Below are 25,632 nucleotides of genomic sequence, written 5' to 3' on the forward strand. Positions count from 1 at the left end.
ATATTCAATCCCATGACTTTAAAGCGCAAAGCGTGTTGCAGATGCAGCTCTTATTCCGAGGAATTTTACACTGGTATCGCCCGCCGATAGAAACACCAGATCCGGCAGTCAGGACGTAAATAACCATTCCTCCAGTTTAAATAAAAAAACCTGCAGATTCGATGCAGGTTTTTTTTAGAGATAATCAATCGCGTCTTATTTGGCTTTACGCTCTTTTTCAATCAGGTAATTCACCACCTGAATTACTTTGGCATCATTGCCCTGCACAATATATTTACCATTCACGGTCACCGCTGGTACACCGCTTAACTGATATTGAGCAGTCAATTTTTTTGCCTGAGCAATTTTTGACGAAATCGGGAATGATTTATAAGTCGTGTTAAATTTCTCTTCAGAAATACCATAACGGGTATAGAACTTGGCCAATTGTGCCTGTTCTAAAATTGGACGCTGCTTGTCATGAATATCATGGAATAACTGTAAATGTGCTTTTTGACGCACACCCAGGGCTTCTGAAACATAATAAGCACGTGCAGCCTGTTCCCAAAGCGGGTTCATTGCAGCAGGTGTACGTACAAAACGGATATCTTTGGGTAATTTTTTCAACCAGTCCTGCATATGCGGTTCCAACGTGAAACAGTGACCACAGCCATACCAGAAGAATTCACGTACCTCAATTTTGCCCGGTTTTTCGACTTTGACTGGTTTTGCGACCACCTGATAGTCCTGACCTGCCACAAAATTGGCCATAGCATTGCCTGAAAAAGCCAAAACAGATGCGGCAACAGCTCCTAAAAGGAATTTTTTCATTGGGATTATCGTCCTCTAAATCATTATGCTTAGTGTATGGGTTCACTATAAATCAATTATGCCGGTTCCGTTTTCATGCTGCGAACTTTTGTGCTATCAGAACCGCTACATTAAAGTATGCGACTGATTTTAAGTCAGTTAATATGGCCATTCGACCGCTATGTGTTTTTAGATAATCACAAAAGTTAAACTTTGAGTAATAAAAACGGTTATAATTTCTACGATTAAAACGTAGTGGTCAAACCTACAGTAAATATTAGCTTCTTACTATTCTCTTCAGTAACAGCCGCGTGGCTCTGAGAATGATCTTCTGACATACAATAGTTTCCTTATTCTATTTACGATTAGCTGAGAGACTTGAGTAAGCCTCAATATTTCTGCTAAAAATTGCTTACTATAATTGGTCAAGAAGCTTTCTTTTCATTTATCCACCGGGACAATATTGGTAATAAAACCAACATAAGAAGGGTTGATGAGATAATTCCTCCAATAACCACATTTGCTAGTGGGCACTTTACTTTTTTCTCCAATTCCAATGCCTCCCTAACTAATTAGAGAGTTTTAAGCATTATTACATGAATCTTTCCAGTACTATTGTTGCAAATATACTAAGTTGCATATTTATTCCTGCCTATGTATAGGAGCATATGTAACCCTAAAGTTTAAAATAGTCTTTTCGGACTATTTAAAAATTTGAAAATGGTAAAGAATAAATTAAAAACAATAAATATATTTATCATTCGATTTAAAAAAATTAATTAATCTTAGTTACACCATACTAAAAATAACTAATTTTTAGTTTTCCTAGTTATATGTGCTTCATTATAATTTTGAATTAATTCTCTTCACACCCTTTGCTTTTTTCATTGTTAATTATTTCTAAATTTTTCTCTAAGAAACGAAGTCCCCCATCAGCAAAACTACTGGTTGAAAAAACTATAGTAAAAATAACTAAAACAATCTTCATATATATATTATTGAATCTAATCATATCTTGGACCAAAAAATAATTTCTTCATATACTAATTCCTAGATGTATACACCTAAATGACAACCAAATTACAAATTTGTAATTTTGTTAAGGTTTGTCCTAAAAAAAATAAATTAATACTATTTTAACAAAGATAAGTCGTTGCTGAAAAATTTGAATTGTAAGGGATTTAATTAGGCACTGTTGCAAATAGAGATTTGAGTCGATGATGTTCCCTTTAAAAAGTACTTAGAGACCGAAAACCCTGTTGATTAGACACACTTCACCCTGAGGCTGACCATAATAAAATGACGATGCTTGTCCTTTACGTAGTGCACGCATGACTTCAATACCTTTAATTGTGGCATAAGCCGTCTTCATAGATTTGAATCCTAATGTGGCCCTGATGATCCGCTTTAGCTTGCCATGATCACATTCAATCACGTTATTTTTATACTTAATCTGCCTGTGCTCAAGGTCTGGTGGACATTTACCTTCCCGTTTTAACCGTGATAAAGCACGTCCATATGTGGGTGCTTTATCCGTGTTGATCACTTGTGGAATTTGCCACTTCTTCACATTATTTAAAATTTTTCCAAGAGAACAATATGCTGATTTGGTATTACGTCTAGAAGAAAGATAAAAATCAATGGTATCGCCACGTTGATCGACTGCACGATACAGATAAGACCATCGTCCATTCACTTTTACATAGGTTTCATCAATATGCCACGAGCTCAGATCTGTAGGATTACGCCAATACCAGCGTAAACGTTTTTCTATTTCAGGAGCATAACGTTGAACCCAACGGTAAATAGTCGTGTGATCAACATTCACACCCCGTTCGGCCAGCATTTCCTGCAGTTCACGATAGCTAATGCCATATTTACAATACCAGCGCACAGCCCAAAGAATGATTTCGCCCTGAAAATGCCGACCATGGAAAGGATTCATATGCTGCACCTTTAGCTAAAACAGTCTTCAGCTTACCATTCGTGGTTATTTGCAACAGTGCCCTTACTTCAAAGCCAAAATTTTTCGGGCACCATTAAGTACGAATAAAGAAACCAGTATGCCAATGATTAAGTCTGGATAAGCTGATCCCGTCCACGCCACGAGTACACCGGCAAATATAACGCCCATATTTACGACAACGTCATTCGCCGAGAAAATCCAACTGGCTTTCATATGTGCGCCATCTTCTCGATGACCAGAAATAAGATATAAGCATGTCACGTTAGCTATAAGTGCGAGCAGGCCAATAACAATCATGAGCGTTGATTCTGGCTCGCTTCCAAACATGAATCGTCTAATGACATCAACAATCACGATAACAGCAAGTAATAACTGAATCCAACCTGCGAAATGGGCTGCTTTTATTTGATATTTCGCAGCTTTTCCGACGGCATATAGCGCAATACCATAAACGGCTGCATCGGCAAACATATCTAGAGAATCAGCAATCAATCCTGTAGACGCAGCAATAATACCGCTGATGAATTCTATAAAGAAAAGTAGAGCATTAATACCTAATAACAGTTTAAGTACTTTAGCTTGTCTCACAGGATCAGGTTCATTAGGTATATCGCCTGAAGAAAGCTGTATTTCATCAAGTTTCGCCCCAAAACCCAGTCCTTCGAGTTTAGCCGTAATTTGCTGAATCCCTTCATTATGGAAGACTTTCAGTTTTCGATTGGGAAGATCAAAAGTAAGACCTTTAACTGCTTCAATATCTGCAAGAGCCATACGGACCATTTGCTCTTCAGCAGAGCAATCCATTTTAGGAATGGTGTAGGTACTTGTTTGCTTAGCCTGCTGATTGCTTATATAAGTTTCAGTTTTCACAAGCTTTGCACCAAAACCCAAAGCTTCAAGTTTGGTGGTTATATTTTCATCTTTTTGATTATGTAGAACCTTTAAAGAACGGTTAGGTAAATCAAAGATGAGTTTTTGAACACCATCAATTGAAGATAGCGCCATACGAACCATCTGTTCTTCCGCAGAACAATCCATTTTGGGAACTAAGTATTCACTCATGTAGTGCGAATCTTTTAAAACGTCTTCAGTGCTTAAATTTTCTTTGGGATCAGAACCACAACAGGATTGTGCGGTATCTTCACAACTGTTTGAAGTGTTACAGCAAGGAGATGAAGATTTTTTTTCTTCCTCTTCACCACAACAGCTAAGCGTATTATCACAATTCTTTGAATTGTTTGCTTCTGCAATTGATGGATGATTTTCTTGTTGAGATTTCTTATCTTCGCATGGTGTTTCTTTACTACATCCACAACCACTCATAATTATACCCATTAAAAAAATTATAAACTTTGAATATTAGAATCCCTATAGTTACTATAGAGTCAAGAATCTTTGGAAATACTAACTCAATGCATTTAAAAATTGGTGAACTCTCTAAAAAAACCTCATGTTCAGTATTAACAATTAGGTTTTATGAAAAGGAAGGTTTAATTCCGGAACCGGAAAGAACGGAAGGAAATTACCGCCTTTACGATGTAGGCTATGTTGAGCGAATTAAATTTATTTTGAATTGCCGAACTTTAAATATGAGTTTGAATGAAATTCGTCAATTACTTACCTATAAAGACAAACCTGAGAAAAATTGTTCAGATGTGAATGAATTAATTGACTTACATGTCAGTGCTATCAGAGAAAATATAATCAAGCAACAAAAGCTTATTGAACAACTATCTGATTTAAGAGGTACTTGTGATGGTTTATGTACAATTGACCAATGTGGAGTTTTAAAAAATCTAGCTTGATTATCTAGACCTATGCTTTTTTCAAAAAATCGGCACTGTTGCAAATAACCACGAATGGTAAGCTGAAGACTGTTTTAGCTAAAGGTGCAGCATATGAATCCTTTCCATGGTCGGCATTTTCAGGGCGAAATCATTCTTTGGGCTGTGCGCTGGTATTGTAAATATGGCATTAGCTATCGTGAACTGCAGGAAATGCTGGCCGAACGGGGTGTGAATGTTGATCACACGACTATTTACCGTTGGGTTCAACGTTATACGAATCTAAAAATGGGAGCCTATAGCTCCCATTTTTATTGTTAAACGTTGAATCCTATATGTTTTCCTGTTGGAAGCTCTACATCAATACGGAGCTTCCCACCCATTGCCTCAACATACTTTTTCATGGTTGAAATCTTAAGATCATTGCCACGATTTTCTATTGCTGAAAGCGATGGCTGTTTTATTCCCAAAGTTTCAGCAAGCTCTTTTTGAGAAATTTCGAGTTCTTCACGAATAAGATGAAGCTGATTTTCTAGCAGTAATTCATCAGCCATTTTTTGAATACGGGCTTGGCTCTCTGGAGAGCGGCTAGCTAACAATTCTTGCAGAGTCTTAGCCATTAGATTTATCTCCTAGGGTAGTGAGATGAAGTTGGTATTGTTCATCTGCAATATCCAGCATGTCTTTATAAAAACGCTTTTTACCGCCTTTATCAGCAATACATAGAACAATAGCCTGTCGTAAGGGATCAAATGCGAAGAAAGCTCTTAAGGGTCTACCGCGATGTTGAACACGCAGTTCTTTCATATTGGTAAATTTAGACTCATACACAGTATCTACTAAAGGACGGCCTAAACTCGGTCCCTGCTGCTGTAGAACAACCAGGGCAGCTAGGACCTTCTCTTATGTAGGTTCATCTTGCTGTTCAAGCCACTGATTAAATAGATCTGTCGTAATGACTGTCCACATACCACAACCAAAATATAGATTATAGTCTATATTTTAGGGGCATTATGTTTGTTTTGCAAATGAGAAAGGATAGGCAATAAAAAAGCCCGACATCCTGTCGGGCTTTTCCATATTTGGCGCTTAGATCTGACTCCTGTCTGATCTCACGTTCCTTGTTGTTCATCTTATTCTTTTTATCTGGAGCATCCTGCTCTCTATGTCTTCATGATAGGAAATTTCCAGTATTGCGGATAGCAGCAAAGGGCCGAGATTGGTATGAGCCAGGGCTTACAAAATAGCCTAAATTTTATCCACAAAAAATGTGGATAATTTTGGACATTGAGGCATTGATAAAATTTGAAAAACCTCAAAACTGACTATTTTTTAGTCAAATTTATTGGCAAGAAGTATCAAAACCGCTCATAAAAAAGCCGACTTGTTTCAAAATCGGCTTTTTGGTCATTTTTGGATTTTTCTATTTTTATTAAGTGGTTGATATTTAGATTAATATACAAGTGTACTTCGTATAACGCCCATTATGTTAAATATATATCAATTTGATCTTTAGAATTAATTCTATTACTTGTCATTTATAATCAATGCATTATTATAAGATATAAATAATTTAAGGAAAATCAAGTGAGTAGAATTAATAGTTACAGCGCATTTTATGTAAGTGAACCTTTTGACCCATCTTCATTAGGAGCATATGCTACACATGACTTTTGTCATTATCAGATGCTAAAAGCATGGAAAGGAAAAGATGGTAGTTTTCCATTTTATAACGCTCATGAAACGACTTATAACGTTCGAGATAATAGTAATTGGGAGCAAACCTTAAAACCTAGGTTAAGAGAAAGATTAAGAAGTTCAAAAAATATTATTCTTTTTTTAAGTTCAAAGACTAAAAACTCAAGAGCATTAAGAGAAGAAATTGATTATGGCGTGAATGTACTTAAACTACCAATTATTGTTGTTTATCCAGAATTTACGACATACAGTGAACTTTTATCAGTAAATGGACAATTTAAAAATGAAGTGACTCAATTGTGGGATAATTTACCAATTTTCAGGGACTCTAAAAAAAATATTCCTGTTTTACATGTTCCCTTAAATAAGTCCTTACTTCATAACGCACTATTAAACAAAGGATTTACAGTACAGTCACCTCTAGAATCTAAAGACTATAAATTATAATGAAAGTTAAAATATTTAATAAAAAGTTGAGAGATTCCTTTTTTTTAAAAATATCTCTATTCAGTGCCTTTGCAACATTATTACTTGCTTTTGTTCCCATACCATCAAAGATACAAGGCTTATTAGGTGGAGTATTCTTAGTATTTTTAGTGATTATTTATATCTATGATTGGAGAAAAGCAAATAAATTAAATTCAGTTGAAATTGATATTGAAGGTACTACAGTTTGTATTAAGGAAGGCGATATTTTTGAAGAAGATGGATTGAAGGTAATTGCTTTTAATGAATATTTTGACACTTTAGTTGATAATAAAATTATTAATGAAGTTTCTCTAAATGGAATTTTTTTACAAAAAAAATTAGATATAGAAATAAGTGCTCTTGATCAAGAGATTGATAACTATCCTTTTGAGGATAATGAAATATTAGAGGAAAACGTAGATCGTTTAGTTGGAAAGAAAAAGAAGTTTAAAATAGGAACTATATTTGTTCATAATGACTATATTTTGACTGCTTTTTCTAAATTTGACTCCTCTAATAGAGCTAATTTAACCATGCCTGAGTATCTAGGATTTCTAATAACATTCTGGGACAAAGTAAATATAGTTTATGGGCAGCGCAGTGTTTCTGTCCCTATATTTGGTTCAGGTATTACAAGGATTAAAGAGCATAGGGGAATTAGTGATGAGGACTTACTAAAAATTATGATTTGGACATTCAGAATTAGCGAAATGAGATTTAAACATCCTGCTAAATTAACTATTGTTATTCACTCTGAAAAAATGAATAAAATTAATTTATTGGATATTCAGGAAACAAAGAATGGAATTTGATTAAGATTTCCTTAAATTAACATAATACACCTTATATGAAACACTTTATATTTATCATTAAATTTCAGTATATTAGATTAAGCCGCTCTAGGAAGTAAGGCACCAGAGCGGCTTTTTATTGATTATTCATGTTCCACGCTTAAAATTCGAACAGTGTTTCATGATTTTTATAAGTTAAACTAAATTTAGTTGCTAATCCCAATAAGCTATTCACTAACTTGTAAATATCGGTATACCGCCTGACGACTAATCCCAAAAGCTTTCCCTAATGCCATTTTCGATGGATACTTCCCCTCCTTCCATGCTTGTCGTAAAGCTTCAGCTTGGTCAGGCTTTAGTTTATGCACCCGACCTTTGTACTTCCCCTGAGCAGAGGCGAGTTTTATTCCTTCCTTTTGCCGCTCTAAAATGATCTCACGTTCGAACTGTGCAAAAGCACCCATCATTTGAAGCATCAAATTATCCATCGGGGTGGATTCGGCTGTAAAAGTAATATTTTCTTTTACAAACTGGATGGCGATCCCTCGTTTGACCAGTTTATCTACTTCAGTGACCAAATCTTTTAGGCTTCGCGCAAAACGATCCATTGAATGTACAATCACCCTGTCCCCTTCCCGGACATAGTTCAACATTTCCTGAAATTTAGGTCGGTCAGTATTTTTACCTGAAGCACGGTCAACAAAAATCCGGTCGACCTCAATTCCTTCAAGTTGACGTCCAGTGTTTTGCTCGACAGAACTTACCCGGACATACCCTACTTTTTGGCCTTTCACTTTTTCACGCCCCAATTGGATAAAAATGAACAATTTCGTAAATTATAATTCTTTAACACTAAAGTTACATGTTACTTATGATTAAAAATCATTTAAATGATACATAATTTCATGAACTTTCAGATTGTAACTTTAGGGTATACTTTAAAGTTACACAAAACATCTATATGAAGACTAAAGTCCAAATTAGTGTTTATGTTGGTTCAATGTATTACATTTCGTATTTTCTATTTGTAACGTAATTTCAGTAATATTATGATTATGTTTTAGAACTTCTAAGGCCTTTTGATAGAGTTGATCTGTATTGCTATTCGGAGCAACCAAATGAGCAGTTAAATGAATATTTCTTGAGGATATAGCCCAGACTTTCAACTGATGAATCCCTTCAACGCCCTCTAGCTTCAATAAATCATTTCTTAACGACTCAATATCAATCTCATCAGGAACTCCTTCAAGCAGAATATGAATACTTTGTTTTAATAAAATCCAAGTTCGAGGTAAGACCCAGAAGCCAATTAACACAGCGATTACGGTATCAACCCACATCCACTGGGTAAAATAAATAACTATTCCTCCGATAATCACGCCTATCGATCCTAGAGCATCACTAAGAACTTCTAAATATGCACCTTTTATATTTAGACTTCCTTCAGCACTAGCAGAAAGGATTTTCATTGAAATCAAATTTATGACCAAACCAATGACCGCGACAATCATCATTCCAACACTTTGAATTTCAGCAGGGTTCGTAAAACGTTGATAAGCTTCATATACAATATATATTGCTACCACAAAAAGCATCACCGCATTAAACAGAGCCGCTAAAATTTCAAATCGCTGATAGCCAAAAGTTCTTTTATCATCTGCGGCTTTTTTACCAATTTTGATAGCGGCAAGAGCAATAGCTAAAGCGGCTACATCAGTAAACATATGAGCTGCATCAGATAACAAAGCCAAACTTTGGGTAATAAAAGCAGCGACAACTTCTACTATTAAAAAAGTAGTCGTTAAACCTAAGGCAACCATTAACTTCTTACTATTTTCTTCAGTAACAACCGCATGGCCATGATCATGATGTTCTGACATAAAATATTTTCCTTATTCTATTTATGATGAGCAGAGATATTGGATAACAGCCAATATCTCTGCTGTAAATCGACTAATCTATTGGATTAAGAAACTTTCTTTTCATTTATCCAACGATAAAGCACGGGTAACAGCACCAAAGTTAGTAATGTTGAAGAGATAATCCCGCCAATCACTACGGTTGCCAGTGGCCGTTGAACCTCAGCCCCTGTTCCGGTTGCCAGCGCCATTGGTACAAAACCCAGTGAAGCCACACAAGCTGTCATCAACACTGGTCTTAAGCGCAAAATAGCCCCTTGCCACACGGCTTTATGCACTGGATATTTGTCCCTTAATTCCTTAATAAAGGTCAGCATTACCAGTCCATTGAGGACTGCAACACCAGATAAGGCAATAAAGCCAATTCCAGCTGACATCGATAATGGAATATCCCTTAGCCAAAGGAACAGCACACCACCGGTCAAGGCAAAGGGTACCCCGGTAAAGACCAATAGACTTTCTTTGACATTGTGAAAGACCGCCATCAGTAAAATAAAGATAGTGATTAAAGCCAGTGGAATCACGATTTGCATCCGTGCTTTGGCTGAAGCCAAATTTTCAAACTGACCTCCATATTCTATCCAATAACCACTTGGCAAAGTGTATGCTTTGAGCTGTGTCTGTACATCAGAAACAAAAGACCCTAAATCACGCCCTTCAACATTCGTTGTAACCACAACTCGGCGTTTACCATTTTCTCGACTGACTTGGTTGATTCCTTCAATGGTCGAGACTTGCGCGACATCCGACAATAAAATACTGCCACCATTTGGAAGCTGAATAGGTAACTGGGAAACAGATGCGACACTACGGTCTTGCTCTCCAAGACGGATAACAAAATCAAAACGACGATCGCCTTCTAAAATCTCTCCCACGCTTTGTCCACCAATACTTGCAGCCACCACATCCTGAATAGATTTCACACTCAAGCCATACTGGGCAGCTAAAGCTTTATCAATCTCTACATTGAGTAAAGGCAGACCCGAAGTTTGTTCAACTTTCACCGCACTGCTACCTGCGACTTGCTGAATGATTTTCGCGATTTTTGCAGCCTCAGTATTCAAAACCTGCATGTCATCACCAAAAACCTTCACCCCCACATCACTGCGTATACCTGAAATCAGTTCATTAAAACGTAGCTCAATAGGCTGAGAAAACTCACTGTTATTGCCGGGAATTGTCGCAAGATAAGCTTCCATTCGGGTTCGAAGTGCATCTAGGCTTTCTTTTGAATCTGGCCATTCCTCACGTGGTTTCAGCATGATATAACCATCGGAAATATTCGGTGGCATCACATCTGTCGCCACTTCAGCAGTCCCGGTACGGGCAAATATAGCTTTAATTTCGGGAAAGTTTTTCAGTAAAAGCTTTTCGGTATTTTCCTGAATACGTAAAGACTCTTCCAAGCCTGTGCTTGGAGAACGTAATTGCTGTACCGCAAAATCACCTTCACTCAGCTGGGGTGCAAACTCACTGCCAATCTTCGTGCTGAGCAGACCCGTAATGACCAGGAGACAAATGGCAAAAGTTAAAACCACCGCTTTGTAATGATAGGCTCCATCCAATATCTGTTGATATCGGGTTTTGAGCCAGATCATCCAACGGCTTTCCGTTTCTTTGATCTCCCCTTTAACCCATAAAGCAACTGCAGCGGGCACAAAGGTGATCGATAAAATAATAGCTGCCACCAGTGCGAGAACAACGGTTAAAGCCATCGGATGAAATAGTTTTGCTTCTACACCACTTAAAGCAAAAATCGGCAAATACACCACCAAAATAATAAGCTGACCAAAAATAAGAGGACGACGTGCTTGGCGGGCAGCCAGAAAAACTTCCTTAAAGCGTTCACTTTGTGTGAGAGGTCGTTTTAACAGTTGCTGTGTATGGGCTAAACGCCGGATACAGTTTTCGACAATCACCACAGCACCATCGACAATGATGCCGAAATCGAGTGCACCTAAACTCATCAGATTGGCACTGATATTTTTCTGTGCCATCCCGGTTAAGGTAAACAGCATAGAGAGTGGAATGACACAGGCAGTAATCAAGGCAGCACGGATATTCCCTAAAAACAGGAACAGAATGATGATGACCAGGATTGCTCCCTCTACCAAGTTTTTCTGAACGGTTTTAATCGCCTTCTCAACCAAGGTAGTACGGTCGTACACCGTTTCAATCACTACCCCTTTAGGCAAACTATTCTGAATATCTTGAAGCTTGGCATCCACAGCTTTAGAAACAGTCCGGCTATTTCCACCCATCGCCATCATGGCAATCCCTAAAACGGTTTCTTTGCCGTTATAGGTTGCCCCACCGGTTCTTAAATCATGCCCAATAGAGACTTGCGCAATATCACCAACCCGAATTGGGCTGCCATTTGGGCTACCCAGCATGGTGTTCTCAATATCAGAAAGCCCATTGAATGTACCCGGTACACGTACCGTCAATTGCTGACCATTGTCTTCAATATAACCTGCACCTCGGTTCTCATTATTTTGCGCTAAAGCCTGTTGCAGTTGTTCTAATGAGATATTCAGTTGCTGCATCCGGTTTAAATCGGGAGAGACCACATAGGTTTTTTCAAAACCACCAATACTGTTGACCTCTGCAACTCCCTTAACACGTTGCAGTTGAGGACGCACAATCCAGTCCTGAATCTCACGCAAATCCATCGGCGTGTATGCAGTTCCATCCGGCTTTTTCGCATTCGGATCTGCCTTCAGTACCCATTGATAAATCTCACCGAGACCCGTAGAAACGGGGGACATCGTCGGTGCGATTTGTGCAGGCAACTCAGATTGCGCCTCCTGTATCCGTTGGTTAATCTGCTGACGGGCCCAATAAATATCAGTCCCATCTTTAAAGACAATGGTGACTTGAGAGAGTCCATAACGGGATATGGAACGGGTAAGCTCCAGATCCGGAATGCCAGCCATGGCATTTTCAATGGGATAGGTAATCCGCTGTTCGACTTCAAGCGCAGTAAAACCCTTGGCTTGAGTATTAATCTGGACTTGGGTATTGGTAATATCGGGTACAGCATCAATCGGGAGTTTCTGATAGCTATACACCCCGACCGCAATCCAGGTACAGACAAAGAGCAACACCCAAATCGCATTTTGTATGGAAAACTGAATGATTCGTTCGAATAAACCTTCTGGTTTTGGCAGATCAGAATTAATGTTCATGGCCTGCCTCGTCTTTTTCTAATTCAGATTTCAACAAGAAACTGCCTTGAGCGATATACTTCTGCCCTTCAGTCAGCCCAGAAATCACTTCAAGCCATTGTCCATCACTTGAAGCCTGCCCCAATTGCACTTTCTGTGCTTTTAAGTGGACTTGACCTTTTTGTTCTGAATCTACGATGAAAATACTGTCTTCACCTTCAATACTTTGCAGCGCAGACTTTTGAATCCGAAGGGCTGATTTTGCTGTAGCTTCCGGAATCAACACTCTCACTAACACATTAGAACGCAACTCAGTAGCTTGCGCATCGAGTTTTGCGCGCACCACCAGACGCCCTGTTTGTACATCTGCCTGAGAGGTTAAGCTTTGTACAGTAGCTTTATAGATTTGATCTGAATCATTCACTTTAAAGTCAATTTTTTGCCCGGCTTGCAGTTGACCTGAGAATTGATTCGGCAAATTAAACTCAAGCCATAAATCTTTCAGCTGTTCAATGACAAAGAGCTGATTAGCCAGTTGCACATTTTCACCGACCACAATATCTTTTTGACTGATCACCCCAGAGATCGGTGCTTTAATCAGAAAACGCCCATTGTTATTGCCACTTGCACCTAATGCATTTAAACGTGCTTGTGAGGACTGGACAGTAATCTGCGCTTGACGGTAGGCATTTTCGGCACGCTGGTAATCCTGTTTGGCAGAAATCCCCTGTGACCAGAGTTGCTGTTCGCGCTGGTAATCTTTACGGGCCAAATCCAGATTCACCTGTGCCATACGCAGATTTGCCTGTTGGTCGATCAGTTCAGGCACGATTAGTACAGCCAGCGTTTGTCCTTTTTGCACGCTCTGTCCTAAAGCCACATTGACCTGCTCGACATGACCACTAAAATTAGGCGATATATGCGCTTGTTGATCGGTATTCACCACCAATTTACCTGGCAGGGTTGTCAGCTTTTCAACCAATCCTGTGGATGCAACAGCAACTTTTAAACCTTGTTCAACCATTTGTTGGCTGGTCAGTTGTATTTCGCCTTCTTCAGCATGTCCTTCTTCAGAACTATCTTCATCAGAATGTTCGGCATTTCCCTCATCATGACCATGCCCCTCAGATTCAGTTTTTTTTGAACTTAACCAAATAACCAGACTGACCAAGACCGTAATCAGAATCAAAATTGCAATCATGAGAGACTGGGATATTTTTCCGTTTTGCTTGGCGTTCATTTTATCGTGCTCCCCCATTGATTAAATTTTGCGATGCTTCGACTGCCTTTTTATTCAGTTGTGTATAGGCATCCGAACGGCTAATTTCTTCATAACTTGTGCCAATACTGAGTGCCTCAGCTGCGAGGGCAGTTTGCCAAGCTTGACGTAGAATTTGTAATTGACCCAATCGAAGATTCTGCAGTTGGGTGGTTGCTTGCTGAACGTCGGTAATGGACAGTTTCCCTGCCTGAAACCCTTGTAAAGTACGGCTCTGAACTTTGGTCGCCAAAGTAACTTGTGCTGTTGTGGCATCGAACTGGCTACGTAAACCTTTGAGCTGATGCACGCTGTTGGCAATATTGAGTATTTGTTGCTTCAGCTCACGCTGCTGCTGTTGGTTCAGCAATATTTGCTGTTGCTGGACCATCGGGATCGCATATTGCTGGCGGTTGAAAATATTCAGTGGAATAGCCACGCCGATTGCCAAAGTCGTATCGTTGCTTTCATTAGGGGTTTTGCTACGTTTCATGCCTACATTTAAAGTCGGATTGGGACGTGCCTGAATTCTTAAATTTTCAATTTGATGATCCGATTGCTGAATGTTCAAGGCATAGAATTTTTCTAGCCACCCTTCAGCAATATACCGTTGCACAGTTTGGAGACTTTGCTCTGGCCAAGGGATAGCGGTTTTATTCAATTGAAGATGTGAAGATGTTTCTCCCCCCCACAAATTAGACAGCTGACGACCGGCAGCTTGTTTATTCAGCATCGCTTGCTGATAAAGTCGTTGGATTTCTAGCGCTTCAATTTGGGTACGCTCAAAATCAACCAGGGCAATACTGCCTGCCTGATAGCGTTTCTGGGCACTGTCCAGATTGGCTTTACTTGTTTTTAACTGTACTGAATAAGCAGACTGCTCAACCTCAGCAAGTGCAAATTGCGACCATGCAAATTTAACAATCAGTTGGCTTTGTGCCTTCCATAATTGCTGTTGCAATTGGATTTGTTGATTCGAGGTATTGGCAATCACCCGGTTCAGCTTACGCTGACCAAATAGATCTAGAGGTTGACTAACGCCAACATTGAATTCCTGTTCTTGACCTGAGCCAAAGCCAGACTGTTCTAAACTTATACTTGGATTCTGCCATAACCGACTTTGCTGAATATTCAATTCAGATATTTGCTGAACTTGTTGCCACAGCTTGTCTTGAGTCTGGTAACTTTGTACTTTTGCTAAAGCGGATTCAAAGCTGGTAACGTTTTCAGCATAGCTATATTGCATAGCCGCTGCACATATACAAGCAACCAAGCTATGACGCAAGAGTATAATTGATTGTGAAGACATGATTTTTCCCACTTATTTAAATAATAAAAGTGGTGGGAATGTTTTAGGCTACCCCACCATGAGCGGGGAAAATTCGGGAGGTGGGCTTTGTTGAAACAGGTCAGGAGCCTGATAGCTGTTTTTCCAATGAAATTGTGGATTCACTTTAACTTCAGAGCTTGGATGAAACACATCTACTTTTTCATTTTGTACAATCAAATGCGTCATCGATGGTAGATGATCTTGATGATCTTCACCGATTTCTAAATCGCTACTGAATGTTTTTATGTTTTCTGACTGTCCATTATGATCGTGTTGACGACTATCGCTGGCACACAAGGTATTTTGGTGATGACCAAAATGATAACTCTGCTGTGATTGAGGCTGTTGTTCATGGACACAAAAGGCCGCCGCCACATTCCAAAAGCTTTGGAACATGAACAATCCAACCAAGACTGTAATCCATGTAGTAGAACGCATCATCATAACAATCGAAAAATTTGTACCAAGTATAAGGCTTAGAGCCACTCCAAGGTCAAGCTTAATAAATTAAATTAAACATTCAATGAACACTGAATAGCCGGCACTTTTGCAAATTTACCTTGTCTCTATAAGCTCACATCAATTTCAGGTAAGAATAACAATAGATAGTGAACCGTACCGGGTTTGTCGGAGACTTTTTATTTAAGTTAGGCCACCTGACCTAACGGGTTAATCTTATCATTGTACATTGCTTCAAACTCAAAAGGCGATACATTGTCAACGGCATTCTAAAATTGACCCCTTTTACCTTACAAATGGCAAAGTAAAATTGCCCCCTGAAATCAGAGAAAGAGCGGTTCAATTATTGATTGAATCTGAAAAAGATTATCCTTCTACTTGGGCAGCAATCACAGCTATTGATCCTAAAATCGGTTGTACTCCTGAAACATTGCGTGTTTGGTATCAAAAATATTTAGATCAACAAAATCCTGTCAAAGTACAACAGATATCTGATCAAAAAAAATGAAGGGTAATCCCCCCTAAAATACTAGCTCTTTAAAAGAGGCAGTATTATGCTTTTACAACATGGTGTTTAACTTGAGAAACTGAATTTAAAACAATCTACTGTAACTCTTCCAGACAGATATGAAATTAATCCACCCCTAACCCTTTAAACACCGCATCCACCGGATCTGCATAAAAGCTGGTCTGGAACTTGGTAAACAGTTCCACAGGAATCGTTGGGATATCTGCCGCACTACTCATTGGTAAAGCAACCTTCTTGGCACCCGCATCAAAAGCAACTTGCAGACATTCGGCAATACTTTCCACCGGTGTCACTGAACCACCCAAGCTCATATCACCCAGTACCACCATCTGACTTTGTACCGATCGTCCTAAGAGGCCAGAAGCGAAAGCCACTAAACTTGGCAGAGCAAGATGGCTGAGCGGGCCGGTATTCTGTAATTCCACCACATGTAAGTGGAAATCATGTTCCAGCACCTTACTGCCCCCCGAGATCCGGGATGCATTGGCCTTGAAGTAATCAAAAGCAATCTTGACCTGTTCTTTGGCACTACTTGAATTCCATAAGCCAGATGTCGCCAATTTTCCTGAACCTTTAGTGACTTGAAGTTCTAAGCGGTATAAGCCTGGCATGCCCTTATTACTGAGGCCAATGGTATACAGGAAGCCTGGTTTAGCAGGACCTTCGGGAATAAGTCCACCTCCACCCTGCTCTTTTACCGAAACAAAATGCTCTTCTAGGGTGTCATTGTCGATATAGCTAAAATGCACATCATAGAATTCCATCCCCCCAATTTTTTTCAGCTGTTCTTTGACCCGACGGCGCACCTGCAGCGCATATTCCAGGCATTGCCGTACATCTTCTTTGTTAAATTGACCATGTGGGTAGAGCAGCTTCATCAATCCAGAAACCGTCTTGCGAACGGCAATCACATCACGCTGATTCAGGTTATTCCCTAGCTTAAAGTACTTCTCAATGGCATCCGCAAAACTACGCTTACGCATTTCCCGGAAGAACTCAGCCAGATAATCAACGATCAAGCCATAACGGTTGGTAAAGAATTCCGGGCGCATTTTCGGAATTTCCCAACCCGGGATATAGGCATGAAAGCGATCAAAGAATGCTGAATCGATCATGGCTTCAGGAAAAGGAGCCAATAAGTGGCTAGTCTTCACCAAGGATTCAACACTTTGGTTAATATTACCCACAATATTGTAAACAAGACATTTTTATCTTTTATATTCAATGGCTTATTTTCCTGCTAATTGGTAATACCATGAAAAATACCATGCTCAGAAAAGGCTTAACAATATTTTGAAAAATTGCCTACTGAGCGCTGCCGCACAGCTCCATAGGCCGCTTTCCTGGCTTTGCTTCCAGATGTATGCTATTCTGCTCCTGCAGCTAATGGATCACCGCAAACAGGTTACTCGCCTGGGGATTCCCTTTCGACCCGAGCATCCGTATGAGACTCATGCTCGATTATTATTATTATAGAAGCCCCCATGAATAAATCGCTCATCATTTTCGGCATCGTCAACATAACCTCGGACAGTTTCTCCGATGGAGGCCGGTATCTGGCGCCAGACGCAGCCATTGCGCAGGCGCGTAAGCTGATGGCCGAGGGGGCAGATGTGATCGACCTCGGTCCGGCATCCAGCAATCCCGACGCCGCGCCTGTTTCGTCCGACACAGAAATCGCGCGTATCGCGCCGGTGCTGGACGCGCTCAAGGCAGATGGCATTCCCGTCTCGCTCGACAGTTATCAACCCGCGACGCAAGCCTATGCCTTGTCGCGTGGTGTGGCCTATCTCAATGATATTCGCGGTTTTCCAGACGCTGCGTTCTATCCGCAATTGGCGAAATCATCTGCCAAACTCGTCGTTATGCATTCGGTGCAAGACGGGCAGGCAGATCGGCGCGAGGCACCCGCTGGCGACATCATGGATCACATTGCGGCGTTCTTTGACGCGCGCATCGCGGCGCTGACGGGTGCCGGTATCAAACGCAACCGCCTTGTCCTTGATCCCGGCATGGGGTTTTTTCTGGGGGCTGCTCCCGAAACCTCGCTCTCGGTGCTGGCGCGGTTCGATGAATTGCGGCTGCGCTTCGATTTGCCGGTGCTTCTGTCTGTTTCGCGCAAATCCTTTCTGCGCGCGCTCACAGGCCGTGGTCCGGGGGATGTCGGGGCCGCGACACTCGCTGCAGAGCTTGCCGCCGCCGCAGGTGGAGCTGACTTCATCCGCACACACGAGCCGCGCCCCTTGCGCGACGGGCTGGCGGTATTGGCGGCGCTGAAAGAAACCGCAAGAATTCGTTAACTGCACATTCGGGATATTTCTCTATATTCGCGGTTCAGCAGGCATGTCCCCTTTGAGGGCGACCCGACGACAGGATAATCGACCTTATGGTGCGCAAATATTTCGGCACAGACGGTATTCGTGGCAAAGCCAACGAAGGCGCGATGACGGCGGAAACCGCCTTGCGCGTCGGCATGGCGGCTGGCCGTGTCTTTCGTCGCGGTGACCACCGCCATCGTGTCGTGATCGGCAAGGATACGCGCCTGTCGGGCTATATGCTTGAACCCGCGCTCACAGCCGGTTTCACCTCGATGGGCATGGACGTATTCCTTTTTGGCCCGCTGCCGACAACGTATAGGAAGAATAAACGCCCTTTTCACCCAAGTCCAACAGCTTTGGACCGCAGTTGACTCTTTCGACACCCCTGCGATGCAACCCAATCCGGCTGACGGGGAGCCAGCAACGCTGAAAATTTACCCTCCTCTTTCCCACTAGCGGCTCCTTTTCCGACAACCAGCACGGCGGATCCCTGCCGCGGCGCTGTGAACGCAGCATTTTGATTGGTATCGTTGGCCTTCAGGCTCGTCAGTCAAACAGACCCAGGAGCAGCTCAGCCGGTGGCGCCCGGCTTTCGGGTAACGCCCTGGTCCCGCTGGTTTCGGCTTTGTGCTTCAGGTGATCAAGGATCTGCTTGATCACTATAGGGTCTTCAATGCAGGCGATGACTTTCATGGCGCCGCCGCAGCCGCTGCAGGTCTCGATGTCGATATTGAAAACACGCTTGAGCCGTTGCGCCCATGTCATCGACGCTCGCCGTTGTGCTGGTGTTGCCGGTTCATCAGCCACCCTGACCTTGTTGCCCCTGCCCCGTTTTGCCGGCGTGACCAACGCCCGGTGCCGACTGTTGGGTGCGAACACCCCGTGGAAGCGGGTTAGGTTGACTCTGGGCTTCGGTACCAGGGCGGCCAGCCTTGCAATGAAATCCAATGGTTCGAAAATGACGTGCGTGGTGCCGTCCCGGTACGGCGTCTTGAGCTGGTAGCGCACGTTGCCGCCTCGTGTTAACGACAGCCGCTTCTCGGATACCGCCGGGCGGCTGATGTACCGGCACAGCCGTTCGAGCTTCTTGCGTTCATCGGCCCTGGCCGCCACGCCGGCGTGCAGGCTGGACCCGGCTACCTTGCCAATCCCGTCACCGAACGGATCACCACTGGTCGGCAGAGTTTGCAAAGTGAACACCTTTCGCCCCGCCTGTGAACCGACAGCGATACGGTAAGTGATCGAGTGCCCCAGCAGGGGTGTCATCGGGTCGTCATCCACCGCATCCGAGGCCAGATAGCTGTTTTCGACATCCCGTTCCAGCAGGCCTTGCCGTTCCAGATAGCGACCCACCCGGTGGGCGATGGTGTGCGTCAGCTGGGTGAGCTCTGGGCTGGTCGGCGCCTTGACCCAGCGGAAACGCGCTGAGCCGTGGGATTGCTCGACATACACACCGTCGAGAAACAGCATGTGGAAGTGAACATTCAGATTGAGCGCCGATCCAAAACGCTGGATCAGGGTGACCGCGCCCGTCTTGGCCACTTGGTGGGTATGGCCCGCTTTCTTGACCAGGTGCGTGGCAATGACGCGGTAAACGATGCCCAGCACCCACCCCATGATCTCGGGCCGGCTGGCAAACAGGAAACGCAGCTGAAACGGGAAGCTCAACACCCACTGACGCATGGGTTGTTCAGGCAGTACTTCATCAACCAGCAAGGCGGCACTTTCGGCCATCCGCCGCGCCCCACAGCTCGGGCAGAAACCGCGACGCTTACAGCTGAAAGCGACCAGGTGCTCGGCGTGGCAAGACTCGCAGCGAACCCGTAGAAAGCCATGCTCCAGCCGCCCGCATTGGAGAAATTCTTCAAATTCCCGTTGCACATAGCCCGGCAATTCCTTTCCCTGCTCTGCCATAAGCGCAGCGAATGCCGGGTAATACTCGTCAACGATCTGATAGAGAAGGGTTTGCTCGGGTCGGTGGCTCTGGTAACGACCAGTATCCCGATCCCGGCTGGCCGTCCTGGCCGCCACATGAGGCATGTTCCGCGTCCTTGCAATACTGTGTTTACATACAGTCTATCGCTTAGCGGAAAGTTCTTTTACCCTCAGCCGAAATGCCTGCCGTTGCTAGACATTGCCAGCCAGTGCCCGTCACTCCCACTCGATTGTAAACAAGCACACAAAACCCTTTAGTGACAACAATTTGCAAGAACTATCAGGCTCAGTGCCATGAAAAATACCATGACCAGATCATGAGGTTGAACACGGCTTGCGCCGGCAGCGTTCACGCTCCTGGTCGGCGATCTCGCCCGGCTGCAATGCTAGCTCAGCATCGGTCATGCGCTCCAGCACGTCGCGTAGGCGGATGGTGCAAGGAATGGGCGGCAGCTCGAACTCATAGCCGCCGGCGATCATTTCGGCCGCAATCTCCTCGGTGATGAAAAACGGCTCGTCGTCTTGGTTCGGCTTCTTCATGCCCTTTCCTCCTGGCGCTCATCCTGGCCGACAGCGGCCAGGGCATCGGCTTCCGTCAATGCGTCCTCCACGAACGCGCCGTGCTGCTTCGCTTCGGCCTGGCTGACCTCGGCCCATATCCGTTTCACCTGGGCCGCACTGTACCCGGCCAGCTCGGCGGTCTTGTTGATGCTGTAGCCGGACTTGCGCAGCGCGACAACTTGGGCGCGGCGCTTCGGATCAGCACGGCGGCCCTTGTACCGCCCGGCCTGGCGGGCCAACTCAATGCCTTGGCGCTGGCGTTCGCGCCTGTCCTCGTAGTCGTCGCGGGCCATCTGCAAGGCCAGGCGAAAAAGCATGATCTGCACGGCTTCCAGCACGATCTTGGCGACGCCCTGGGCCTCGGCCGCCAGGTCGGATAGATCGACCACGCCAGGGACGGCCAGGCGTGCGCCTTTGGCCTGTATCGAGGCCACCAGGCGCTCGGCCTCGGGCAAAGGTAGGCGGCTGATGCGGTCGATCTTCTCGGCAATGACCACCTCGCCGGGCTGTAGGTCGCCGATCATGCGCAGCAGCTCAGGCCGGTCGGCGCGTGCGCCGGATGCCTTCTCACGGTAGATGCCGGCGACGTAGTAGCCGGCGGCCTTCGCGGCCGTAGTGATCGCCTCTTGGCGTTCCAAGTCCTGCGCGTCGGTGCTGACGCGCAGATAGACCCGCGCCACCATCGGCGCGGCTACTGGCTTCGTCCTGCGCATACTTGCGGGCTCCTTTGGGCATACTCAAATGCACCCATCTTAAACTGGCAGCTAATGTACAAAAGTTGATAGAAGCACACAAGTTCAATTTTGCACTTCTGCCCCACTATTGCAAAACTGCTTGTTAGTAGCCGTTTTTTCTTACTGTTTATAGATTCAATAATTTTTGAAACGAAAAATTGGGACTAAACATTTCGGTTTCGTTTTCTGTCGATTCGTCCTGCGTATCTTTTGCATAAACAAACATTTGTTGTTCGTAGTTTTCGATGGCATTTTCAATACTTGTAAATTCTCCGTTTGTAAGGTTTTCAGACAATATCAAAGCATCCAATAATCCCGTATTTACACCCTGTCCTGCAAAAGGCGACATCAAATGAGCAGCATCGCCAATCATTGTTATGGGTAATGGACGGTTACTTTTCCAATCATTGTTCAAAGGAAATTTCCTTGTGGGCAAGCATTGAAATGTTGATACCGAACGTATTAATTGTTTGTAAACTTCACTCCATTTGGAAAATCTTTTCAATAAAAAATCGGCAACGCTGTTTCTGTCCTGAAAATCTAAGGGAATTTTATTTTTCCATTCATCGGGCGTTTTAAAACTAATTCCTAAATACAATGCACCATTATTATTGGGATTGGCAAACAATAAAATGCCCTGATGTCCCGCCATTAATCGGTTGCCGTTGCATAGCTGAAAAAATCCGGGACAGTTTATTTCCGGTTGAAGAATATCAGCTTGGATGTTGAAAGTACCGGTTTCTTCAACTTGCGTGTCGGTAACAAAGCTCCTTATTTTCGACATTCCACCATTGGCAAGAATAACCAAATCTGCTGTTTCACTCGGTTTATTCTCAAAAGTTAGTGTCCACTTCTTCTTACCAGGTTCAAGCATAACAAGTTTTCTATCCCAAATAACCGTGTCGTTTTCTAAACTATTCAACAAGATAGCCCTTAAGTCATTTCTGTTTATTTCAGGATTGTCAAATCGATTTTCGGGCTTTACATTTTTTGTGGATAAAATATTGCCTTTTTCATCAGCAATATTTACACCCATTGGTAAGGCTAAGTCATAATAAGTTTGTAACAATCCCGCTTTTTTCATTGCTTCCTGACCTGAACCTTTGTGTAGGTCAAGGGTTCCACCAAAAATTCTTGCCTCTCGGTCGTTGTCTCTTTCGTAAACTGAAACGTCTATGCCGTTTTGCTGTAATAATTTTGCCATAGTCAGTCCAACGGGTCCACCACCAATTATTGCAACGTTCTTATCACTAAGTAAATTCATTTGTTTGTCCGTATCTATTCGCATTGTCATTCAAAAATGGCACATAACAAGTGGCTATACGCCAAATGGCGTATATATCCACTATATCTTATTTTGCTAAACCTTTCATTATCAGTGACAAATCCGTTTTCAACCGTTTACCGTTCGTTCTACTCTCTCAAAAGGATTTATATTCATAGTGCTTTTTGTTAAGTTTTGCTCAAATATACAAATCCTTTCTATATATCTAACAAATCCATCGGACTTTTTAATTGTTCCATTCCCTTGGTGGTAATATGTGTATAAACCTCAGTTGTTTTACTGCTTGAATGACCTAACAACGATTGAATATAACGTAAACTCGTACCATTCTCAAGCAAATGCGTTGCAAAGCTATGTCGTAAGGTATGTACAGTAACTTCCTTTTGAATCTTTGCTTTTAAAACAGCTGCTTTAAAAATGTTTTGAATACTTCGGCTTGAGTATGCGCCACCTTTTTGACCTTCAAATAAATAATCTTTTGGTTTATATTCCATAAAGTATGTTCTTAAAATAATTAATGTTTTCTCAGATAAAATGGTATAACGATCTCTTTTTCCTTTTGACTGTTCTATACGAATTTGCATGCGCTTGGAGTCAATGTCTTTTATTTTCAGGTTTATACATTCAGAAATGCGCAAACCTGCCGAATAAATAGTCATCAGAATAGCCTTGTGTTTCACGTTTTCAATAGCGCGTAGTACCCGAATGGTTTCTTCTTCACTCATCACAACAGGAAGTGTTTTTTCTTTTTTTGGTCTTTCGATGAAATATGTTTTCCGTTGTCCACCCAAAACACGTTCGTAATAAAACTTAATCGCATTGATTGCCTGGTTTTGATAAGATATTGAAACTTTTCGCTCCATAACCAAATGTCGGAGAAATGATTGTATATGTCCTTCATTCAATCGATCGACGTATAGGAAGAATAAACGCCCTTTTCACCCAAGTCCAACAGCTTTGGACCGCAGTTGACTCTTTCGACACCCCTGCGATGCAACCCAATCCGGCTGACGGGGAGCCAGCAACGCTGAAAATTTACCCTCCTCTTTCCCACTAGCGGCTCCTTTTCCGACAACCAGCACGGCGGATCCCTGCCGCGGCGCTGTGAACGCAGCATTTTGATTGGTATCGTTGGCCTTCAGGCTCGTCAGTCAAACAGACCCAGGAGCAGCTCAGCCGGTGGCGCCCGGCTTTCGGGTAACGCCCTGGTCCCGCTGGTTTCGGCTTTGTGCTTCAGGTGATCAAGGATCTGCTTGATCACTATAGGGTCTTCAATGCAGGCGATGACTTTCATGGCGCCGCCGCAGCCGCTGCAGGTCTCGATGTCGATATTGAAAACACGCTTGAGCCGTTGCGCCCATGTCATCGACGCTCGCCGTTGTGCTGGTGTTGCCGGTTCATCAGCCACCCTGACCTTGTTGCCCCTGCCCCGTTTTGCCGGCGTGACCAACGCCCGGTGCCGACTGTTGGGTGCGAACACCCCGTGGAAGCGGGTTAGGTTGACTCTGGGCTTCGGTACCAGGGCGGCCAGCCTTGCAATGAAATCCAATGGTTCGAAAATGACGTGCGTGGTGCCGTCCCGGTACGGCGTCTTGAGCTGGTAGCGCACGTTGCCGCCTCGTGTTAACGACAGCCGCTTCTCGGATACCGCCGGGCGGCTGATGTACCGGCACAGCCGTTCGAGCTTCTTGCGTTCATCGGCCCTGGCCGCCACGCCGGCGTGCAGGCTGGACCCGGCTACCTTGCCAATCCCGTCACCGAACGGATCACCACTGGTCGGCAGAGTTTGCAAAGTGAACACCTTTCGCCCCGCCTGTGAACCGACAGCGATACGGTAAGTGATCGAGTGCCCCAGCAGGGGTGTCATCGGGTCGTCATCCACCGCATCCGAGGCCAGATAGCTGTTTTCGACATCCCGTTCCAGCAGGCCTTGCCGTTCCAGATAGCGACCCACCCGGTGGGCGATGGTGTGCGTCAGCTGGGTGAGCTCTGGGCTGGTCGGCGCCTTGACCCAGCGGAAACGCGCTGAGCCGTGGGATTGCTCGACATACACACCGTCGAGAAACAGCATGTGGAAGTGAACATTCAGATTGAGCGCCGATCCAAAACAGAGATGGTTCCACTTGTTTGAACAACTAAAAGCGTATTTATAAGTGATATTCCGCTCTAGTTAAGCCACCTTGTTTTGTTGGGGTAGCTGATCATAGTAAAACTCATTTGGTGTCATTTTGTCTAGACTCGAATGAGGTCGTTTCAAATTATAAAACTCAAAATATGCACTTAATTGCTTTTTCGCATCTGTGACACTGCTATAAGCTTTGAGATACACCTCTTCATATTTAACGCTCCGCCATAATCGTTCAACCATCACATTATCTACCCATCGACCTTTACCATCCATACTGATTTGAATGCCATTTGATTTCAATACATCAATAAATGCATCACTGGTGAACTGACTGCCTTGGTCTGTATTCAATATTTCAGGTGATCCATATTTTTCAATCGCTTCATTTAAAGCCGAAATACAAAAATCCACCTCCATACTAATCGATACCCTATGTGCAAGTACCTTGCGGCTATGCCAATCAATCACAGCACATAAATAAACAAAGCCTTTTGCCATAGGGATATACGTTAT

Annotated in this window: 20 protein-coding genes and 8 pseudogenes; 8 read left to right on the forward strand and 20 right to left on the reverse strand. The window is 43.3% G+C overall.

All coding sequences use genetic code 11. From position 1 onward, the window contains the following. Positions 1-5 precede the first annotated feature (5 nt). A pseudogene (locus HHA41_RS13235) lies at positions 6-119 on the forward strand (TetR family transcriptional regulator); the annotation flags it as partial. A gap of 76 nt (positions 120-195) precedes the next feature. On the opposite strand, the gene HHA41_RS08150 reads toward HHA41_RS13235, so the two are convergent. The 4 genes and pseudogenes from HHA41_RS08150 to HHA41_RS08160 form a co-directional block, all read right to left on the reverse strand. Beyond that, complete coding sequence (locus HHA41_RS08150) at positions 196-810, reverse strand: thiol:disulfide interchange protein DsbA/DsbL (protein ID WP_160255356.1); 615 nt, start codon at positions 808-810, stop codon at positions 196-198. Between the two features lie 186 nt (positions 811-996). Then, positions 997-1,127, reverse strand: a pseudogene (locus tag HHA41_RS13240) (cation transporter); the annotation flags it as partial. Between the two features lie 902 nt (positions 1,128-2,029). Beyond that, positions 2,030-2,734 carry an IS6-like element IS1006 family transposase gene (locus HHA41_RS08155; protein WP_104988045.1) on the reverse strand — a complete coding sequence of 235 codons (705 nt, stop codon included), beginning with the start codon at positions 2,732-2,734 and terminating at the stop codon, positions 2,030-2,032. 63 nt (positions 2,735-2,797) lie between these two features. Continuing rightward, positions 2,798-4,078, reverse strand: coding sequence for a cation transporter (locus tag HHA41_RS08160; protein WP_005093338.1), 1,281 nt, complete (start codon positions 4,076-4,078; stop codon positions 2,798-2,800). Positions 4,079-4,167: 89 nt separating this feature from the next. Between HHA41_RS08160 and cadR the strand changes: the two genes are divergently transcribed. Together cadR and HHA41_RS08170 are read left to right on the forward strand one after the other, a co-directional pair. After that, positions 4,168-4,560, forward strand: coding sequence for a Cd(II)/Pb(II)-responsive transcriptional regulator (cadR, locus tag HHA41_RS08165; protein WP_000550240.1), 393 nt, complete (start codon positions 4,168-4,170; stop codon positions 4,558-4,560). A 93-nt stretch (positions 4,561-4,653) separates the two neighbouring features. Next, positions 4,654-4,815, forward strand: a pseudogene (locus HHA41_RS08170) (IS6 family transposase); the annotation flags it as partial. Between the two features lie 41 nt (positions 4,816-4,856). On the opposite strand, the gene HHA41_RS08175 reads toward HHA41_RS08170, so the two are convergent. Together HHA41_RS08175 and HHA41_RS08180 are read right to left on the reverse strand one after the other, a co-directional pair. Beyond that, positions 4,857-5,159, reverse strand: coding sequence for a helix-turn-helix domain-containing protein (locus HHA41_RS08175; RefSeq protein ID WP_001140620.1), 303 nt, complete (start codon positions 5,157-5,159; stop codon positions 4,857-4,859). Further along, positions 5,152-5,508 (reverse strand): annotated as a pseudogene (locus tag HHA41_RS08180) (type II toxin-antitoxin system RelE/ParE family toxin). The gene HHA41_RS08175 and the pseudogene HHA41_RS08180 overlap by 8 nt, the downstream one beginning before the upstream one ends. 618 nt (positions 5,509-6,126) lie before the next feature. On the opposite strand from HHA41_RS08180, the gene HHA41_RS08185 reads away from it, so the two are divergent. Together HHA41_RS08185 and HHA41_RS08190 are read left to right on the forward strand one after the other, a co-directional pair. Next, positions 6,127-6,684, forward strand: coding sequence for a TIR domain-containing protein (locus tag HHA41_RS08185; protein WP_168461318.1), 558 nt, complete (start codon positions 6,127-6,129; stop codon positions 6,682-6,684). After that, the gene (locus HHA41_RS08190; RefSeq protein ID WP_019383561.1) at positions 6,684-7,517 is read left to right on the forward strand and encodes a macro domain-containing protein; all 834 of its coding nucleotides are present in this window, start codon (positions 6,684-6,686) and stop codon (positions 7,515-7,517) included. The genes HHA41_RS08185 and HHA41_RS08190 overlap by 1 nt, the downstream gene beginning before the upstream one ends. 206 nt (positions 7,518-7,723) lie before the next feature. On the opposite strand, the gene HHA41_RS08195 is transcribed toward HHA41_RS08190, so the two are convergent. The 6 genes from HHA41_RS08195 to HHA41_RS08220 all read right to left on the reverse strand — a co-directional run bounded on the left by HHA41_RS08195 (position 7,724) and on the right by HHA41_RS08220 (position 15,614). Further along, complete coding sequence (locus HHA41_RS08195) at positions 7,724-8,290, reverse strand: recombinase family protein (RefSeq protein ID WP_000678311.1); 567 nt, start codon at positions 8,288-8,290, stop codon at positions 7,724-7,726. 186 nt (positions 8,291-8,476) lie between these two features. Beyond that, positions 8,477-9,376 (reverse strand): cation diffusion facilitator family transporter, encoded by a 900-nt coding sequence (locus HHA41_RS08200; protein ID WP_150378254.1) that lies wholly within the window; start codon positions 9,374-9,376, stop codon positions 8,477-8,479. An 86-nt stretch (positions 9,377-9,462) separates the two neighbouring features. Beyond that, the gene (locus tag HHA41_RS08205; protein WP_096902762.1) at positions 9,463-12,603 is read right to left on the reverse strand and encodes a CusA/CzcA family heavy metal efflux RND transporter; all 3,141 of its coding nucleotides are present in this window, start codon (positions 12,601-12,603) and stop codon (positions 9,463-9,465) included. Beyond that, the gene (locus HHA41_RS08210) at positions 12,593-13,822 is read right to left on the reverse strand and encodes an efflux RND transporter periplasmic adaptor subunit (protein WP_016658777.1); all 1,230 of its coding nucleotides are present in this window, start codon (positions 13,820-13,822) and stop codon (positions 12,593-12,595) included. The genes HHA41_RS08205 and HHA41_RS08210 overlap by 11 nt, the downstream gene beginning before the upstream one ends. 1 nt (position 13,823) lies before the next feature. Next, a complete protein-coding gene (locus HHA41_RS08215; protein WP_150378253.1) occupies positions 13,824-15,149 on the reverse strand; it encodes a TolC family protein in 1,326 nt (441 codons plus the stop codon). A gap of 48 nt (positions 15,150-15,197) precedes the next feature. Continuing rightward, on the reverse strand, positions 15,198-15,614 hold the full coding sequence (locus HHA41_RS08220; protein ID WP_227591103.1) for a cation efflux protein, CzcI-like: 417 nt from the start codon (positions 15,612-15,614) through the stop codon (positions 15,198-15,200). Between the two features lie 289 nt (positions 15,615-15,903). Between HHA41_RS08220 and HHA41_RS08225 the strand changes: the two are divergent. Continuing rightward, positions 15,904-16,134: pseudogene (locus HHA41_RS08225) on the forward strand (hypothetical protein); the annotation flags it as partial. Positions 16,135-16,262: 128 nt separating this feature from the next. Here the strand turns inward: HHA41_RS08225 and HHA41_RS08230 are convergent. After that, a pseudogene (locus tag HHA41_RS08230) lies at positions 16,263-17,360 on the reverse strand (BREX system Lon protease-like protein BrxL); the annotation flags it as partial. 282 nt (positions 17,361-17,642) lie between these two features. Here HHA41_RS08230 and sul2 point away from each other — a divergent pair. Together sul2 and HHA41_RS08245 are read left to right on the forward strand one after the other, a co-directional pair. After that, complete coding sequence (gene sul2, locus HHA41_RS08240; protein ID WP_001043260.1) at positions 17,643-18,458, forward strand: sulfonamide-resistant dihydropteroate synthase Sul2; 816 nt, start codon at positions 17,643-17,645, stop codon at positions 18,456-18,458. An 86-nt stretch (positions 18,459-18,544) separates the two neighbouring features. Then, a complete protein-coding gene (locus tag HHA41_RS08245; RefSeq protein WP_000251875.1) occupies positions 18,545-18,847 on the forward strand; it encodes a phosphoglucosamine mutase in 303 nt (100 codons plus the stop codon). 175 nt (positions 18,848-19,022) lie between these two features. Here the strand turns inward: HHA41_RS08245 and HHA41_RS08255 are convergent, their stop codons facing one another. The 7 genes and pseudogenes from HHA41_RS08255 to HHA41_RS08290 all read right to left on the reverse strand — a co-directional run. Then, on the reverse strand, positions 19,023-20,516 hold the full coding sequence (locus tag HHA41_RS08255; protein ID WP_001120888.1) for an IS91-like element ISVsa3 family transposase: 1,494 nt from the start codon (positions 20,514-20,516) through the stop codon (positions 19,023-19,025). A gap of 210 nt (positions 20,517-20,726) precedes the next feature. After that, on the reverse strand, positions 20,727-20,951 hold the full coding sequence (locus HHA41_RS08260; protein WP_000743213.1) for a hypothetical protein: 225 nt from the start codon (positions 20,949-20,951) through the stop codon (positions 20,727-20,729). Beyond that, on the reverse strand, positions 20,948-21,685 hold the full coding sequence (locus HHA41_RS08265; RefSeq protein ID WP_001366550.1) for a recombinase family protein: 738 nt from the start codon (positions 21,683-21,685) through the stop codon (positions 20,948-20,950). Before HHA41_RS08265 ends, HHA41_RS08260 begins: the two co-directional genes overlap by 4 nt. A gap of 148 nt (positions 21,686-21,833) precedes the next feature. Next, on the reverse strand, positions 21,834-23,000 hold the full coding sequence (locus HHA41_RS08270) for a tetracycline-inactivating monooxygenase Tet(X3) (protein ID WP_024160783.1): 1,167 nt from the start codon (positions 22,998-23,000) through the stop codon (positions 21,834-21,836). A gap of 188 nt (positions 23,001-23,188) precedes the next feature. Continuing rightward, entirely contained in the window at positions 23,189-23,854 is a 666-nt protein-coding gene (locus HHA41_RS08275; RefSeq protein ID WP_015060916.1) for a tyrosine-type recombinase/integrase, read from the reverse strand. 284 nt (positions 23,855-24,138) lie between these two features. Beyond that, positions 24,139-25,098, reverse strand: a pseudogene (locus HHA41_RS08285) (IS91-like element ISVsa3 family transposase); the annotation flags it as partial. A gap of 63 nt (positions 25,099-25,161) precedes the next feature. Next, positions 25,162-25,632, reverse strand: a pseudogene (locus HHA41_RS08290) (IS3-like element ISAba14 family transposase); the annotation flags it as partial.

Origin of the sequence: Acinetobacter sp. A1 (assembly GCF_012371315.1) — a bacterium.
In the GTDB taxonomy this organism is placed as follows: Bacteria; Pseudomonadota; Gammaproteobacteria; order Pseudomonadales; family Moraxellaceae; genus Acinetobacter.